14 protein-coding genes are annotated in these 14,421 nt (G+C 63.3%); 5 read left to right on the top strand and 9 right to left on the bottom strand.

Features of this window, described 5'->3' with window-relative positions; genetic code table 11:
• Positions 1-27: 27 nt before the first annotated feature.
• The 5 genes from P0Y58_08085 to P0Y58_08105 form a co-directional block, all read right to left on the bottom strand.
• Positions 28-1,143 carry a M14 family metallopeptidase gene (locus P0Y58_08085; GenBank protein WEK32147.1) on the bottom strand — a complete coding sequence of 372 codons (1,116 nt, stop codon included), beginning with the start codon at positions 1,141-1,143 and terminating at the stop codon, positions 28-30.
• Positions 1,144-1,252: 109 nt separating this feature from the next.
• Complete coding sequence (locus P0Y58_08090) at positions 1,253-2,911, bottom strand: ATP-dependent DNA ligase (GenBank protein ID WEK32148.1); 1,659 nt, start codon at positions 2,909-2,911, stop codon at positions 1,253-1,255.
• On the bottom strand, positions 2,908-3,924 hold the full coding sequence (locus P0Y58_08095) for a ligase-associated DNA damage response exonuclease (protein WEK32149.1): 1,017 nt from the start codon (positions 3,922-3,924) through the stop codon (positions 2,908-2,910). Before P0Y58_08095 ends, P0Y58_08090 begins: the two co-directional genes overlap by 4 nt.
• A 214-nt stretch (positions 3,925-4,138) precedes the next feature.
• The gene (locus P0Y58_08100) at positions 4,139-6,580 is read right to left on the bottom strand and encodes a penicillin acylase family protein (protein ID WEK32150.1); all 2,442 of its coding nucleotides are present in this window, start codon (positions 6,578-6,580) and stop codon (positions 4,139-4,141) included.
• Between the two features lie 103 nt (positions 6,581-6,683).
• The gene (locus tag P0Y58_08105; GenBank protein WEK32151.1) at positions 6,684-8,024 is read right to left on the bottom strand and encodes a PLP-dependent aminotransferase family protein; all 1,341 of its coding nucleotides are present in this window, start codon (positions 8,022-8,024) and stop codon (positions 6,684-6,686) included.
• 172 nt (positions 8,025-8,196) lie between these two features.
• On the opposite strand from P0Y58_08105, the gene P0Y58_08110 reads away from it, so the two are divergent.
• Genes P0Y58_08110 through P0Y58_08125 form a run of 4 tightly spaced genes read left to right on the top strand, consistent with a single transcriptional unit; the run spans position 8,197 to position 11,802 of the window.
• The gene (locus tag P0Y58_08110) at positions 8,197-8,910 is read left to right on the top strand and encodes a serine O-acetyltransferase (GenBank protein ID WEK32152.1); all 714 of its coding nucleotides are present in this window, start codon (positions 8,197-8,199) and stop codon (positions 8,908-8,910) included.
• A complete protein-coding gene (locus P0Y58_08115; GenBank protein ID WEK32153.1) occupies positions 8,907-9,695 on the top strand; it encodes an alanyl-tRNA editing protein in 789 nt (262 codons plus the stop codon). Before P0Y58_08110 ends, P0Y58_08115 begins: the two co-directional genes overlap by 4 nt.
• Positions 9,692-10,903, top strand: coding sequence for an MFS transporter (locus tag P0Y58_08120; GenBank protein ID WEK32154.1), 1,212 nt, complete (start codon positions 9,692-9,694; stop codon positions 10,901-10,903). Before P0Y58_08115 ends, P0Y58_08120 begins: the two co-directional genes overlap by 4 nt.
• Positions 10,900-11,802 (top strand): pyridoxal-phosphate dependent enzyme, encoded by a 903-nt coding sequence (locus P0Y58_08125; GenBank protein ID WEK32155.1) that lies wholly within the window; start codon positions 10,900-10,902, stop codon positions 11,800-11,802. Before P0Y58_08120 ends, P0Y58_08125 begins: the two co-directional genes overlap by 4 nt.
• Positions 11,803-11,832: 30 nt before the next feature.
• On the opposite strand, the gene P0Y58_08130 is transcribed toward P0Y58_08125, so the two are convergent.
• The 4 genes from P0Y58_08130 to P0Y58_08145 are packed head-to-tail and all read right to left on the bottom strand — an operon-like array spanning position 11,833 to position 13,505.
• A complete protein-coding gene (locus P0Y58_08130; GenBank protein WEK32156.1) occupies positions 11,833-12,036 on the bottom strand; it encodes an SEC-C metal-binding domain-containing protein in 204 nt (67 codons plus the stop codon).
• Between the two features lie 7 nt (positions 12,037-12,043).
• Entirely contained in the window at positions 12,044-12,529 is a 486-nt protein-coding gene (locus P0Y58_08135; GenBank protein ID WEK32157.1) for an LEA type 2 family protein, read from the bottom strand.
• A gap of 2 nt (positions 12,530-12,531) precedes the next feature.
• Positions 12,532-13,008, bottom strand: a complete 477-nt coding sequence (locus tag P0Y58_08140; GenBank protein ID WEK32158.1) for a YchJ family protein — start codon at positions 13,006-13,008, stop codon at positions 12,532-12,534.
• A gap of 2 nt (positions 13,009-13,010) precedes the next feature.
• A complete protein-coding gene (locus P0Y58_08145; protein WEK32159.1) occupies positions 13,011-13,505 on the bottom strand; it encodes a DUF6231 family protein in 495 nt (164 codons plus the stop codon).
• A gap of 159 nt (positions 13,506-13,664) precedes the next feature.
• On the opposite strand from P0Y58_08145, the gene P0Y58_08150 reads away from it, so the two are divergent.
• Complete coding sequence (locus P0Y58_08150; protein WEK32160.1) at positions 13,665-14,357, top strand: OmpA family protein; 693 nt, start codon at positions 13,665-13,667, stop codon at positions 14,355-14,357.
• Positions 14,358-14,421: the final 64 nt, after the last annotated feature.

Below are 14,421 nucleotides of genomic sequence, written 5' to 3' on the forward strand. Positions count from 1 at the left end.
CCCACCATGGGTAATGGTTTTACCGAATCAGTTGCCCAGCAGATAGCCACTGCGGCACACCTGCTCGCCTGCCACATGGGCGATGACCATGCCCGCTGTTGCCATGCGGCGCACGCTGCGGGCATACAACAGGCCTGGCTGGCTGTTGCGCACAGCGGTTACCCGGTCGTTGAGCGGGTCGATGATTTCTGCGATCAACTGGCCGGCTTCCAGGTGCTGCCCAGGTTTTGCGTGATACACCAGCAAGCCGCCCAGTGGCGTCGACACAGGTTCCACAGCGGCAAGTGGCGTGGCGGGGCTCAGCAAGGGGGGCAGGGCGCTGCTGACACCCTCGATAACCCCTGCGTGGGTCAGGAAGTCGATTATCGCCTGGCAATCCTTGCTGGCCAGGTCATGGCTGACATCGGCCTGGCCGCGCAGTTCGACAGTCACCGAGCAGCAGCCCAGCGGGATGGGGAAGCGCTTGCCGAAACGTTGCTGCAACTGCCACCACACCAGGCTGAAGCATTCGTCGAACGACTGCCCGCCCGAGTCGGTGGCCAGCAGGCTGGCCTGGGCGCCCAGGTAGCGGGCCAGCGGTTCGATTTGCGGCCAGGCGTCTGGTGTGGTGTACAGGTGCTCGACTGCCTCGAAATCGCAGTGCAGGTCCAGCACCAGGTCGGCGTCGCAGGCCAGGCGTTGCAAGATCAGGCGCTGGGCCTGCAGAGGCGTGCGGGCCGGGTGTGCGTCCAGCCCTCGGCGCAGGTATTCGCGGATCAGCGCAATGTTGTGCGCCGGGTCCTGGGTCAGGTGTTTTTCGATCTGGTCACCGATGGTGTCCGACAGGTCGACGAAGTTGCGGTTGAAGTTCTCGCCGCTTTGCAGTTCGAAGCGCCCCAGTGGCGCATCCAGCAGCACTTGCTCCAGGCCGACCGGGTTGGCCACCGGCACCAGGATGATTTCACGCTGCAGGCGGCCTTGTTGTTCCAGTTCCGCCAGGCGGCGCTTGAGGTGCCAGGCCACCAGCATGCCCGGCAGCTCGTCGGCATGCAGCGAAGCCTGGATATAAACCTTGGCGCCACCGCGGGGGCCGAAGTGAAAGCTGTGCAATTGGCGGGTGATGCCCGGAACGGGTGAGAGCAGGTCGTGGGTTGAATGGTGCATGGTGGTCCTGAGTGCGTGGCGAATACGGTCTGCGACACGGGTCGGCTCAAAGATAGAAGCATAGTTTTTGGCCTTGCGCCTCCATCGGTGTTTTCTGGCCAGCGCTTTGTCAGGCCAGCAATGCCTGCAAGGTTGCCAGGTCATCCGCCTCTTCCACCGGTTTGTCCAGCCGCCAGCGCAGCATGCGCGGAAAGCGCACGGCTATGCCGCTTTTGTGGCGTTTTGATAATGCGATGCCTTCAAAGCCCAGCTCGAACACCAGTGTCGGCGTCACACTGCGTACCGGGCCGAAGGTTTCTATCGTGGTCTTGCGAATAATGGCGTCGACTTTGCGCATTTCTTCGTCACTGAGTCCGGAGTAGGCCTTGGCAAAGGGCACCAGTGCACGCCCCGGGGTGCCGGCCGGTGCGTCCCACACGGCAAAGGTATAGTCGCTGTACAGGCTGGCCCGCCGGCCATGGCCGCGCTGGGCGTAGATCAGCACGGCATCGACGCTGAAGGGGTCGATCTTCCACTTCCACCAGGTGCCCATGTCCTTGGTGCGGCCCACGCCGTACAGGGCTTCACGCTGCTTGAGCATCAGGCCCTCGACGCCCAGGCTGCGTGATTGCTCACGCTGGTGGGCGAGGTCGGCCCAGTCCGGGCCTTCGAGCAGGGGCGAAAGCAGCACCGGGGCCAGTGGGTGGCCCTCCACCAACCGTTCCAGCTGCCGGCGGCGTTCGTGCTGCGGCCGGTTGCGCCAGTCTTCGCCTTGCCACTCCAGCAGGTCGTAGGCTTGCAGTACCACCGGGGCATCGTTCAGCAATTTTTTGCCCAGCGTCTTGCGGCCGATGCGCTGCTGTAATACGGCAAATGGCTGTACGGCCAGTTCAGCGGAGCTACCGCCTGGCTTCCAGACCAGGATTTCGCCGTCCAGCACGACGCCATCGGGTAACGTCTGCGCCAGGCTGTGCAGCTCGGGGAAGCGATCGGTAACCAGCTCCTCGCCACGCGACCAGACCCACAGTTGGCCTTCGCGCTTGACCACCTGGGCGCGGATACCGTCCCATTTCCACTCGATCTGCCAGGCGCTTGGTGGGCCTAGCAGTGTGTCGAACTGTTCGGTTGGCACTTGCAGCGGGTGCGCCAGGAAGAACGGGTAGGGCTGGCCGCCGCGCTGGCGGTGTTCGTCGGCCGACTCGGCGGCAATCAGCATCTGGTAGCTGGCCGCTGTGGGGCGGTGGCTGATATCGGTGTAGCCGACCAGCCGCTGGGCTACGCGTTTGGCATCCAGCCCGGCCAGTTGCGCCAAGGCGCGGGTGACCAGCAGCTTGGACACGCCCACGCGAAAACTGCCCGTGATCAGCTTCAGGCACAGCATCAGGCTGGGGCGGTCCAGTTGCGCCCAGAGCGGCTGCAGGCGCTGCTGAACCTGCTCAGGCGGTAGCCCGCGCAGGGGCAGCAGATGCTGTTCCACCCAAGTGGCAAGGCCTTCATCGCTGCCATCGGCGTGTACGGGCAACAGCAGCGAAATGGTTTCGGCCAGGTCACCCACTGCCTGGTAGCTTTCGTCGAACAGCCAATCTGGCAACCCGGCCTGGGCCGTTGCCTGTTCGCGCAATACGCGCGTGGGCACCAGTTGGCGCGGACGTCCGCCGGCCAGAAAGTACACGGCCCAGGCCGCATCTGCTGCGGGGGCATTGGCGAAGTAGTCGCGCAGGGCCTCAAGCTTGGCGTTGCTGGACGTGGTCGCATCCAGGCGCAGGTACAGCGTGGCGAAGGCTTTCATGACGCGGGCTCGGTGGTGACGACGTCGTCCTCGTCGCCGTATTCGGTGGCGAAGGCGCGTGCATCAAGGCCTTGTTCGCTGAGGTAGCGCACCAGCACGTTGACCGAGCCGTGGGTAACCATCACCCGTTCAGCGCCAGTCTGGCCGATTGCCCACAACAGGCCGGGCCAGTCGGCATGGTCCGAAAGCACAAAGCCCCGGTCCACGCCGCGCCGGCGACGGGTGCCGCGCAGCAGCATCCAGCCACTGGCGAAGGCATCGCTGTACTCGCCGAAGCGGCGCATCCAGCTGCTGCCACCGGCCGAGGGCGGCGCCAGGACCAGCGCGTGGCGCAGCAAAGGGTCGTTGCGCGGGATATCGCCGGCATAGCGGGTTTCTGGCAGATGTATGCCGGCCTCCCGGTACACCCGGTTCAGGGGCTCGACGGCGCCATGCACGAGGATCGGGCCGATGCTGGCGTCCAGCCCGTGCAGAATCCGCTGGGCTTTGCCGAAGGCATAGCAGAACAGCACGCTGACCTTGCCCTGCTCACTGTTGGCCCGCCACCAGGCATTGATGCCTGCGAAGATCTCGCCTTGGCTTGGCCAGCGGTAGATCGGCAGGCCGAAGGTCGATTCGGTGATGAAGGTGTGGCACGGCACCGGTTCGAAGGGGGCACAGGTACCATCGGGCTCGACCTTGTAGTCGCCAGAGGCGACCCAGATTTCACCCTGATACTCAAGGCGCACCTGCGCCGAGCCCAATACATGCCCGGCCGGGTGCAGGCTCAGGGTCACCCCGTGGTGCAGCAGGCATTCGCCGTAGGGCAGGGTCTGCAAGTTGATGCCTTGGCCCAGGCGGCTGCGCAGAATGCCGGCGCCTGGGGCGGCGGTCAGGTAGTGGGCATTGCCGGTCCGTGCGTGGTCACCGTGGCCATGGGTGATCACGGCGCGGTCCACGGGTCGCCACGGGTCTATGTAGAAATCACCGGGGGGGCAGTACAGGCCTTCGGGGCGGGCGATGACGAGGTCCATGGCATGGGCGCTGGTTTGGAGTTACCAGTTAGGAGCCATGCAGGAGAAAGGAAGTTCGACTGGAAATGGTTGGGGCCGCTTCGCGCCCCATCGCCGGCAAGCCAGCTCCCACAGGGACCTACAGACGGGCATAGGTTTGAGACCAACGCGGTCAGTGTGGGAGCTGGCTTGCCGGCGATGGGCTGCCAGGCAGCCCCAAAACAGGCGATGCCGTTTACTTGCCGGGCACCAAGGTCAGTCGCTGGCTGCCATACGCCCGCCCGAAGTTCTGCGGTTGCAGCGGCAGGCTCATGAAGCGCCCTTTGAACCAGGCATCCAGCCCATCGCTGTAGTGCGCGCTGGCCGGGTTGCCGGATTGGCCGCTGCTGGTCAGTACCTGCAACGGCTCGGCCTGGCCGAAGTCGACGATCATCCGCGCCGAGGCCGGCAGGCGGGTGTCGAAGTCGCTGCCCCAGGCGTACGGGGTGAGGGCCAGGGTCGTGAAGTCGCCCCCCGCCGCCAGCGGTGACCTGCGGGTGGCGTCGCCCAGGCCGTGGTAGGCCGGTGCCGGCCAGCGGTACTGGTGCAGCTTGCCCCACTGCCAGGCGCGGCGGTCGGCACCCAGTTGCGCGGTGCCGGCATCCACTGCGCCAGCCAGGCTGCGCGCGAGGATGGCGGGTTTGTCTTCTTTCTGCGGGGTGCTGCGGTCATCCCAGAACGGGCTGTCGTCGCGGCCCAGCAGGTGATCGGCCTGCGCCGAGAACGACAACCGTGCATTGTTGACGAAGGCCTGCCAAGCCGGGCCAGACTCCGGGCCAAGGTCGTCGAGGAAGGTCTGCCGGGCAACTTCCTGGAGGAACAGTTCGTACAGCGCTGCATCTGCCGAAACCGGGCTCAGGCGGCCGTCGAAAGCCTTGAGCCGGGCCAGTGCGTCATTGGCCTTGTCACGCTGTACGGCGGGCAGGGCAGCGATCGCCTGCTTCAGGGGCTGGGCCATGCCGGGGGCATCGAACATTTGCTTGAGCTTGCCCGCCAGCAGGGTCACCTGGTCGTTCTGCAGGGCCATCAGGCTGCGGCTGTCGTGGCGGCCATTGCCGGCCAGCTGGCCCAGGCGCTCTGCGCGTTCCGGGTAATACCAGGTGCTGGACAGCTGCATGCCATAGCCACGCGGCAGGCTGCGCTGGTTGGCGTGGCCGATCCAGCCGGCGGGTGGGTCCTGGTCATAAGGGTGCAGCATCGGGTCGGCATAGCCGTCCCAGTCATAGCGCCCGTCCCAGCCCGGCGAGGGCAGCAGGCCCTGGCCTTCCCGGCGGTTGGGGTAGCGGCCGCTGACCTGCCAGCCGATATGGTCGGGCTCGGCAAAGACGAAGTTGAGCGCGGCGGCGGTCACTTCACGGGTGCTGTCGAAGGCGCGCTCCACGGTCTTGGCCCGGGTCAGGTCAAACAGTGCATCCAGGCTGCGGTCGCCTTTGAACTGCGGCAGGTTCAGCGCCAGGCCCAGGCTGGCGTTGTCGGGTTGGGCCAGCAGGGTGCCGTGGCGGGTGTCGTACATTACCTCGCGCAGCGGGCGCTGGCCGCGGACGAAGAAGGTTTCGCTGCGGGCACGGGCCGGCTGCCATTTGCCATCGGCCAGGTAGCTCAGCTGGCTGCCCTGGCGTCGCAGTTGCTCAAGGTACAGGTCCTGGTTGTCGGCCATCACTGCGCTGCTGCTCCAGGCCAGCTTGCCATTGTAGCCAGCCAGCACGATCGGCAAACCGGGCAACGACAGGCCGGCGGCCTGGTACTTGCCCGTGTGGATCTGTACCGGGCTCAGGGCCCAGGCGGCGCGGCTGTCGCTGGCCAGCAGGCTCTTGCCACTGCGGCTGCGCTGCGGGCCCAGGGCAAGGTTGGCCGAGCCCGGGCTGCCGAGCAGGTCAAGGTCGGCCAGTTTCTGGCTGGCGGCTGCCAGGGCTGGCAGGCCCGGCAACTGGCTGGCCAGGTTCAGGCCCTTGAGCTTGTCCACTTCTGATTCGGCCAATGGCTCGTCCGGGGCGCCGGGCAGCAGCCAGGCCAGTTTGTCGCTGCCGGCCTTCTGCGCCAGGGTCAGGGCGCTCAGTTCTTCCTGCAGGTTCACCGACTGGCTGAATGCGTACAGGCAGAAGATCAGCGCCGAGTCCTCGGGCTTCCAGTATTCGGGGCGATAGCCACTGTTGGCCAGTTCGGCTGGCAGCTTGTCGCGGTAGCGGAACAGGTAGGCGTTGACCCCGCGTGCATACACTTCGAAGAAGCGCTTGAGCCGTGGCGAAGCGTCGGCGTATTGCTGGGCTGCGCTCTGCTTGAGGTTGGCAGCGCGCATCATTCGGTCGATGTCCAGCGCTTCGCTGCCGGCCAGTTCGGCCAAACGGCCCTGGGCGAGCAGGCGCATGGCGACCATCTGTTCGATACGGTCGCCAGCGTGCACGTAGCCCAGGCTGAACAGCGCATCATGGAAGCTGCTGCTTTCGATCAACGGCGCGCCCATGGCGTTACGGCGTACCGAGACGTTCTGTGCCAGGCCTTTGAGCGGCTGCACGCCGCTGGTCGGTGGCACGCTGTCCTGGTGGCCGCCCGTCTGGCAGCCGGCCAGCCCGAGCATGCCGAGCAGTGTGGCGGCGGTTGCAAACCGCAGGCGGAAGGGAGGAAAGGCGGGGGCGGCCATGACAAGGGCTCCTGCAAGGCGAGGCGGGTTTCGAAAGGCGCTAAGGTAGTAAGCGCGCAGCCGCCGTGCAAGGTCCCAGGTCGGAATATTTACCCGCGCAGGCTCAAACGTTGAAGTGGTCTGCCAGCGCGTCGGAAAAGTGCGTGCAATTAATACGCGCATAGCGTCGATAGTCACGGGTGACCGCGAACGCAGAGCCGGGCATCAGCAGGATCTTGTGCTGCTCCAGTTTGCGTACCAGAGGCTGCAGGTCTGGCAGGTCTGGGTGATAGACCCACAGGAACATGCCCCCTTGCGGCGCGATCTCGAACTGCCAGCCGCGGTCGAGCAATAAACGTTGGGTCTGGACTTGCTGCCTGATCAGGCGCTGCTGCACATCCTTCATGTGCCGGGCATAGGTGCCGTCCGACAATATGGTGTTGACGAAACGCTCGCAAAACGCTGGCACGGCAACGCAGGTCAGCAGTTTCAGGCGGGTCAGCGGCTCTATCAGGTCTTGCGAGCAAGCGATGAAGCCCACGCGCAATGAGGCCGACAGGCATTTGGAGAAACTGCCGATGTAGATGACCCGGTCCAGGTTGTCCAGCTCGGCGAACGTCTGGCGCACGGCGGGGCTGAAGTCGCCATACACGTCATCTTCGACCACAAAGAACTCGTGCTCCACCGCCAGGCGCAGCACGCTGAACGCGTTGTGCGGGCTGATGTTGCTGCCGGTCGGGTTGTGAAAGGTGCTGTTGCAGAAGAACGCCTTGACCTTGTGGCTGGCCAGGTAGCTGCGCATTTCTTCCACGTCCGGCCCGTCCTGGGTCCGGCGAATGCCGACGACGTGTCCACCCGCCAGCTGGATCAGCTTGATCAGGTTGCCGTTGCCCGGTTCGTCGACGAAAACGTGATCGCCTGGCTTGATCAGCAGCCGGGCAACCAGGTCCAGGCCTTGCGTGGCGCCCAGTGTGGTCAGCAACTGGTTGGGGCGGGCTTCGACACGTGTCAGCCGTTTCATGTGGACACACAGCTGTTTGCGCATGGGCAGGTAACCCTGGATGTCGCCGTACTCTGCCAGCGAACTTTGCTCCAGCCGCGCCGTGCGCCTGATCGCCTTGGCCAGCAGCTCGGTGTCGCGCCATGCCGGGGGCAGCCAGCCGCTGCCCAGTTTGGTGTAGTGCTGGCCGCCCTGCAGCAGGCGGAACAGTGGGTCGCCGGCCATGCACTCGGGTTCGTGAATCACGCTGGTCTGCCGGGTGCGGTTTGCGACGAAGTAGCCCCGGCCGGGTGAGGCCGTCAGCACACCTTCGCTGACCAGCTGGGCATAGGCCGATACAACGTCGTGGTAGCTGAAGTCGACGGCGGCCGTCAGTTTGCGAATGGAGGGCATGCGCTGCCCTGGCAACCACTCGCCTGCATCCAGGCGCTGTTTCAACAAGTGATGAAGGCTGCAGGGGTTCATGGCAGGTCCGAAACTGTTAGAAAAAAAAGCCTAACAGTTAACGGAAATGCTTGTCGACTGTTCGTTTGCAAATGGCCAGTACCTGCCACTATCCCCTTGTCGGAACTTTCGGCTGCCAGCCAAGGCGGCACTTTTAGCGTCTGTGCACACCAGACAACTGGATATCAAGCCCATGCAAACTATGGACATGCAATCAGCCGTGATTGCCAGGCTCCCTTTGCCTGATGAACCGGCATCATTCAAAGTTGTAAAGAATCTTGTGACCTCGGCGTTGTTGGAGTGCTGCTCAATCGACGAGTTCGAAGCGCTGCAAGAAACACGGATTATTGAAAGTGTTTCAGAGCAGGCCCATGCCGACTTGCAGGCCTTCGCCCGGAAAGATCCAGCGGCCGGTTGCGATCTGGTATTCATTGCAAAGACCTACACTTCTTATTCTGCAGTTTTGCATTATCGACTTGCCCATTGGATCTACAGCAATACGGCTTCTAGCTATGGCGCCGGCGGCCAATGCCTGGCCGCCATGATCTCCCGGCGCGGAAAAATGCTTTCGGGGGCGGAGATCCATTTCCGCAGCCGTATCGGTGCGCGCTTCATCATCGACCATGGTATGGGCACCGTCATTGGCGAAACATCGACCATTGGTGACGATTGCTACGTGCTTGGCGGCGTAACGCTGGGCGCTCGCGGCATCAGTGACAACCCTTCGAGCGCCAGGCACCCGACTTTGGGCAATCGGGTACAGATCGGCGCATTCGCCAGTGTGCTGGGCGCCATCCACGTCGGCGACGGCGCATTTATCGGGCCGGGCTGCATTATTACCAAAGACGTGCCTGCCGCCGCCCGGGTACAGGTAAAAACATCATTGCAGGTGGTACTTGAATCATGAACGCTCTGAACTATGAAGTATTACGCAATACCGAGAAACTGTATTACAAGGACCAACACCTGGCGGGTGCGAATACTCAAGTAACGCGGGTGCACAGTGACGGTATCGAATTGCAAAGTACTGTGGCCTACCCCGAAGGCGGCGGCCAGGAGGCGGACTTCGGCACGATTGAACTCCCGATAGGCACTGTGCGCTTTGTCTGGGTTAAAAAACTTTACGGCAGCCCTATTCGGCTGGAGGGTTTCAAAGGCGGAAAACTGGGCGGCATCATTATTCACAGCCTGCACCCTGATGACCTGCACCTGCTGGATGAGGTCACCGTTGGCATGCCGGCGCGCGTCAGCATTGATATTGAACGGCGCGAACGGTTGACCCTGTCTCACAGTGCCAGCCACTTCCTGTACGCCGCCGCCATCAGCCTGCGTGAAGAATTGCAACAGTGGACCATCGGCTGCCATATCAAGGAAGACTCGGCGCGTTTCGATTTTCTGGTCGAAGACGCCTTCACTGCCGAGGACGTGGTTGAGATAGAACGGCGTGCAAACGAGCTGATCGCCTGCGATGCGCCCATCGAACACTACGCGGTGCAGGGCCTGGAAGACGCGCGCTTGTGGACCTACAACGGCATCGAAATCCCGTGTGGCGGCACACACCTTGAGTCGCCTCGGCGCATCGGGCATGTGTCCGTGCGCCGCAAACGCCTGGGCAAAGGCAAAGAGCGGCTGATCTGCATATTCCCCGATGCCGAAATCGATGTGTCCACCTATCACGAGCCTGCGCTATGAACAGCACACTCCCGCGGCGTACCTACCTGTACTTCACCGCCCAGTCGATCAACCTGACGACCGCTGTCATGTCCGTGACCATGGCCGCCATCGTCGGTGCGGCATTGGCGCCGGCTGCTGCGTGGTCCACCGTGCCATACGGGTTCCAGTTTCTCTGCCTGATGCTGGCTACGTACCCGGTCTCCAGGTTGATGAGCCGTATCGGTCGCAAGAAGGCCTTCATGCTGGGGTCGATCCCCTTGGCGGCTTCTGGTATCAGCGGTTATCTGGCGGTGGAGTACCAGCATTTCCAGCTACTGGTACTGAGCCATTCGGCGTTGGGCGTTTACATCGCATTCGCCAACTTCAACCGCTTCGCGGCAACTGACAACCTGGCCCAGAGCCTCAAGCCCAAAGCCCTTTCACTGGTTGTGGCCGGGGGCGTGATTGCCGCCGTGGTGGGGCCGACACTGACCGAATGGCTCAGGGACGTTGGCGGCTACCCGCTGTTTTCGCTGTGTTATGCCTCGTTTGTTGGCCTGGCGGTGTTGTCGCTGTTGATTGCTGTTTGCCTGCCCAACGATACCGGCATCGCCAGCGCCAGCCAGCAAGCGGAAAAATCCGCCACGCTGCGCGCCGAGCCGTTCAGCCCGTCCGTGAAAGTGGCCATGGCTGTTGCGGCGCTGAGCTACGGGATCATGAACCTGCTCATGATTCAGGCATCGATGCACATGAAGCACATGCATGAGGACTTTTCGGACGTTCGCCTGGCAATCCAGTGGCATGTGGTTGCCATGTTTGCACCGTCATTTTTCACCGGCGCAATCATCCAGAAGCTGGGCATCAAGACCACCATCTGTGCCGGGCTGGCCCTGTTGATCGGTTGCTCGGCGCTGAATATCTGGTCGCACAGCTACGCCATGATGACCCTGGCGCTGATTGCCCTCGGGCTGGGCTGGAACCTGACGTATGTCGGCGGCGGAGCATTGCTGGCCCAGGCGCTGCAGAACAGCCCGGCAGCGATGCAGATGCAGGGCAAGAACGACCTGGCCATTGCCATTCTGGCAACCGTCGGTGCGTTCAGCCCATCGCTGTTGCTGAGTACGGTTGGCTGGGATGGCACCAATGCCATCTGCATGGCCCTGTGCATCGGTTTGCTCTTCGCCACGGCTGGCCTGCTGCAGAACAAGGCCTGCCTGCATACTTCAATGGAAGGTAGCCGCAAATGAGCGAGCTCATCAGCGTCAGCGAGCGCATCTATACCAAACTGGAAATGAACAACCCAGGCGGCAGCCACAAGTACCGGGCGGCCCGGCGCATCGTCGAACATGCCCTGCGCAATGGCGACATCATCCCGGGTGTGACCACGGTCATTGAAAAAACCGGTGGCAGTTTCGGTTTCGGTTTGCTGGCGGCCTGTCACAAGTACCAGGTTGCCGTCGAACTGGCGGTAGGGCTTGGCTTCAGCCAGACCAAACGGGATTTGCTGGAGTGTTTTGGTGCCAGGCTGATCGGCAAGGAGATGCTGGTTGCCGGTGCCACGCCCAAGGATGTCGTGATGCATCACCTGGAAAACCAGGCCGCGCTGGGCAAGTCCTACTTCTACACCGATCAATTCAATAACCCGGTGGGCATTGAAGCCCATCGTTACCAGACGGCCAGCGAACTTGCCGTGCAATTGACCAACGTCGGGGCGGGGCGGGAAATCCTGTTTGTCGGCTGCGCCGGCACGGGTGCAAGCTTCACCGGTATCACCCTGGGGTTGAAGGATCACGGTTTCGAGGTGTCGACGGTGTTGGTCGACCCCAGCGGTTGTGATTCAAGGGCGGGCGTGTTCACGGACCATCGTTTTGAGGGCATGGCCGTGGGTGTTTGCCCGCCCTTCCTGGACTGGTCGCTGGTGGGCGAGCGGGCTCAGGTGCAGCATGCAGAAATGCTGGCGGCACAGCGCTGGTTCTACATGCAAAGCGGCATTTTCGTGGGGAATACCGCCGCAGCCTGCCTCGCCGTTGCCCAGCGCATGGCCCAGCACCCGCGCTATGCGGCGACCACCCTGGTCACCATCGCCTATGACGCCGGCCTTTGGTACCAGGACTTGCTGGGGGCGACCCGGCGAAAGGCCGCCTAGGCGAGCGCCCACAGCAGGTGCCTGATCAGGTCAGGCGCCGTGGCACTTCTTGAATTTCTTCTCGCTGCCGCAAGGGCAAGGGTCGTTACGGCCAACGTCCTTCAGGGCGTTGCGTACCGGCTCCTGGTGGCCGTGGTTGCAGTGCGGGCCGTGGACATGGCCATGATCGTGGTGGTGGTCATGATCATGGTCGTGGTTGCAGTCAGGGCCATGAACGTGGGGTTGTTGGGACATTGCAGGGTTACTCCGGGATGTGATCGCCGGGGATTATCTCACCACTGCGCGATAAGTGCAGGTCCCGATGGATGAGCAACCCGGTGGCCAGTTCGCCCTGCAGGGTGTAATGCAGTGGCTGCTTGCTTCTAAGCAGTTTGGCCAGTGGCTTGAGGTGCTGCCACAGGTTGGTTCGTGCAGTGATCTTGAAGGTGCGCCCGGCGTGCCCGCCCACGCTGCGCCATACACTGGCTTCATCCTGCACCAGCAGCAGGTCGTTGAGGCGTATTGCATACGACAGGTTGCGGATGAACAGGCGGCTGTCATTGGGGTTGTCCACCCGCAGGTGCAGCACGAACTCCTGCTCCAGCAACCTGGCCTTGACCGTTTCGACCTCGACCAGGTGCACTTGGGGTTCGCGCCAGTCGTCACCCCCCCAACTGGCACAGCCCGCCAGCAACGCCAGGCATGCCAGCAGTGTGCAGGGCAGCAGCAGACGGGCGCGGGCTATCATGCTCAGCTACCCACGTAGCTGGCGCAGCATTTCTTGAACTTCTGCCCGCTGGCGCAGGGGCAGGGGTCATTGCGCCCTGCCTTGAGCCCGACCGTAGGGTCGATGAAGTACCAGCGCCCGGCATGCTGGACGAACGCCGACCGTTCACGGTGCTGGTGGTCGCCACCCTGGTCGTGCCAGCGCGCGGTGAAGGTGACAAACCCGTGCTCTGGCTGGCCGCCCAGCACTTCGGCGCCTTCCACCTCCAGGCCCAGCCAGGTGCTTTGGGCGCTCCAGGCCGCCATGGCGGTCTGGTCCAGGTCGGCTTGCTGGGCCGGCAGGGTAGTGGCCACCAGGTAGTCGACCAGGCCCAGCACGTAGGCACTGTAGCGTGAGCGCATCAGCGCCTGGGCATCAGGTGCCGGGGTACCGGCATGGTAGTGCCCGCAGCAGGCGTCGAGCAGGTTGCCACTGCCGCAAGGGCAGACCGAGACACTCATCATCACCACCAGTACTTGCCAAAGTTTTCAGGGTTGGCCCAGAACCTGGCGTTGAGCCAGTCCGGGACCTGCTTGTAGTCATGTAGATCATAGGTGAACAGGCTCAATACCTGCTGGTCACGGCGGAATTTCTCGCTGGCCGACAGGGCCAGGGCAAAAAAATCGGTGTCTTGCCAGCCGCAGGCGGCCAGGTCGGCCAACACCGCTACCCGGCTGGCATTGAGGTTGCGAATGCCGCCGAGCAGTTCGAGGCCGGTGCGCTTGGGCAGGTGTTCCAGGCAGTCCACCAGCACCGCCAGGTCAAAACGCTGGGCCGCCATTTCCGCGGGGAGCGGGCCCGGGGCAGCAGTGGCGATAGTCACCTGAGGGTGGGCCTGGGCGAAGGCGTCCAGCGCCGGAAAACGCGTGCCGACCAGCAGCAGGCGTTGCGGGGTGAAGCGTTCGAGCAGGGCCGCCAGAGCCTGCTGCGGGGTGCGTTGGGAAAAACCGTCGGTCATTGCCAGTCCTCGTTCAAGTCGTCCAAGACTAGCGGGCCGCAGCGTGCGGGCAAAGAGGCATGTGATCACGTCGTGGCTTATTGCTGGCAGGGTTGGAATGCGCGGTCTTTACTCCCAGAGATCGGCCTTATGCCGATTCCCCCTAGGAGAAGCAATGAAATGAGCATAGTACGCACAGCGTTACCCCTGGTACTGCTCACCAGTGTGTTGACTGGTTGTGCAGGTTTGCAAAAAACCGACTGGCCGAAGTGTGCTGCCGTCGGGGGTGTAGGCGGCGCCGCGTTGGGCGCTATAGAAAGCTCCAGTTGGGCTGGCTGGGGTGCTTTGCTGGGCGGTGGCCTGGCGGCGGGCTATTGCTGGGCCCATGGCGATGGCGACGAGGATGGCGACGGCGTGCCAGACAGCCGTGACAAGTGCCCGGGTACCCCGCGTGGGGTGCAGGTCGATGCCAACGGATGCCCGCCTGAGCCGGTTGCCGTGGTCGAGGAAGTGGTGGTGCAGAAGGAAGAAGTCATCGTTATCCGCGACGTGCACTTCGAGTTCGATTCTGCCCGCCTGACTGCCCGTGACAAAGAGCGCCTCAATACCATTTCCACGCGCCTGAAGCAGGAAGCGCCATCCGCCCGCCTGAGCGTCAGCGGCCATACCGACAGCGTTGGCTCCGACAGCTACAACCAGAAACTGTCCGAGCGCCGCGCCCACTCGGTGACCGACTACCTGATCGAGAGCGGTGTACCACGCAGCAGCTTTGTGTCGGTGGTAGGTGCTGGTGAAACCCAGCCGGTGGCTGACAATGCCACGGCCGAAGGGCGTGCCATGAACCGTCGTACCGAAATCAAGATCCAGCGGTAGACGGTGTGCGCCCGTGCCTTGAGCAGTGGCGCGGGCGCGTCTTCATGCCGGTCAGCCGTTCGTG

The sequence above is a fragment of the Candidatus Pseudomonas phytovorans genome (assembly GCA_029202525.1).
GTDB lineage: Bacteria > Pseudomonadota > Gammaproteobacteria > Pseudomonadales > Pseudomonadaceae > Aquipseudomonas > Aquipseudomonas phytovorans.

Excerpts from the sequence above, each read along its gene's own strand:
- P0Y58_08105 (WEK32151.1), bottom strand. The coding sequence starts at position 8,024 with ATGAACCCCTGCAGCCTTCATCACTTGTTGAAACAGCGCCTGGATGCA.
- P0Y58_08090 (WEK32148.1), bottom strand. The coding sequence starts at position 2,911 with ATGAAAGCCTTCGCCACGCTGTACCTGCGCCTGGATGCGACCACGTCC.
- P0Y58_08140 (WEK32158.1), bottom strand. The coding sequence starts at position 13,008 with ATGAGTGTCTCGGTCTGCCCTTGCGGCAGTGGCAACCTGCTCGACGCC.
- P0Y58_08125 (WEK32155.1), top strand. The coding sequence starts at position 10,900 with ATGAGCGAGCTCATCAGCGTCAGCGAGCGCATCTATACCAAACTGGAA.
- P0Y58_08135 (WEK32157.1), bottom strand. The coding sequence starts at position 12,529 with ATGATAGCCCGCGCCCGTCTGCTGCTGCCCTGCACACTGCTGGCATGC.
- P0Y58_08095 (WEK32149.1), bottom strand. The coding sequence starts at position 3,924 with ATGGACCTCGTCATCGCCCGCCCCGAAGGCCTGTACTGCCCCCCCGGT.
- P0Y58_08145 (WEK32159.1), bottom strand. The coding sequence starts at position 13,505 with ATGACCGACGGTTTTTCCCAACGCACCCCGCAGCAGGCTCTGGCGGCC.
- P0Y58_08115 (WEK32153.1), top strand. The coding sequence starts at position 8,907 with ATGAACGCTCTGAACTATGAAGTATTACGCAATACCGAGAAACTGTAT.
- P0Y58_08100 (WEK32150.1), bottom strand. The coding sequence starts at position 6,580 with ATGGCCGCCCCCGCCTTTCCTCCCTTCCGCCTGCGGTTTGCAACCGCC.
- P0Y58_08150 (WEK32160.1), top strand. The coding sequence starts at position 13,665 with ATGAGCATAGTACGCACAGCGTTACCCCTGGTACTGCTCACCAGTGTG.
- P0Y58_08120 (WEK32154.1), top strand. The coding sequence starts at position 9,692 with ATGAACAGCACACTCCCGCGGCGTACCTACCTGTACTTCACCGCCCAG.
- P0Y58_08130 (WEK32156.1), bottom strand. The coding sequence starts at position 12,036 with ATGTCCCAACAACCCCACGTTCATGGCCCTGACTGCAACCACGACCAT.
- P0Y58_08110 (WEK32152.1), top strand. The coding sequence starts at position 8,197 with ATGCAAACTATGGACATGCAATCAGCCGTGATTGCCAGGCTCCCTTTG.
- P0Y58_08085 (WEK32147.1), bottom strand. The coding sequence starts at position 1,143 with ATGCACCATTCAACCCACGACCTGCTCTCACCCGTTCCGGGCATCACC.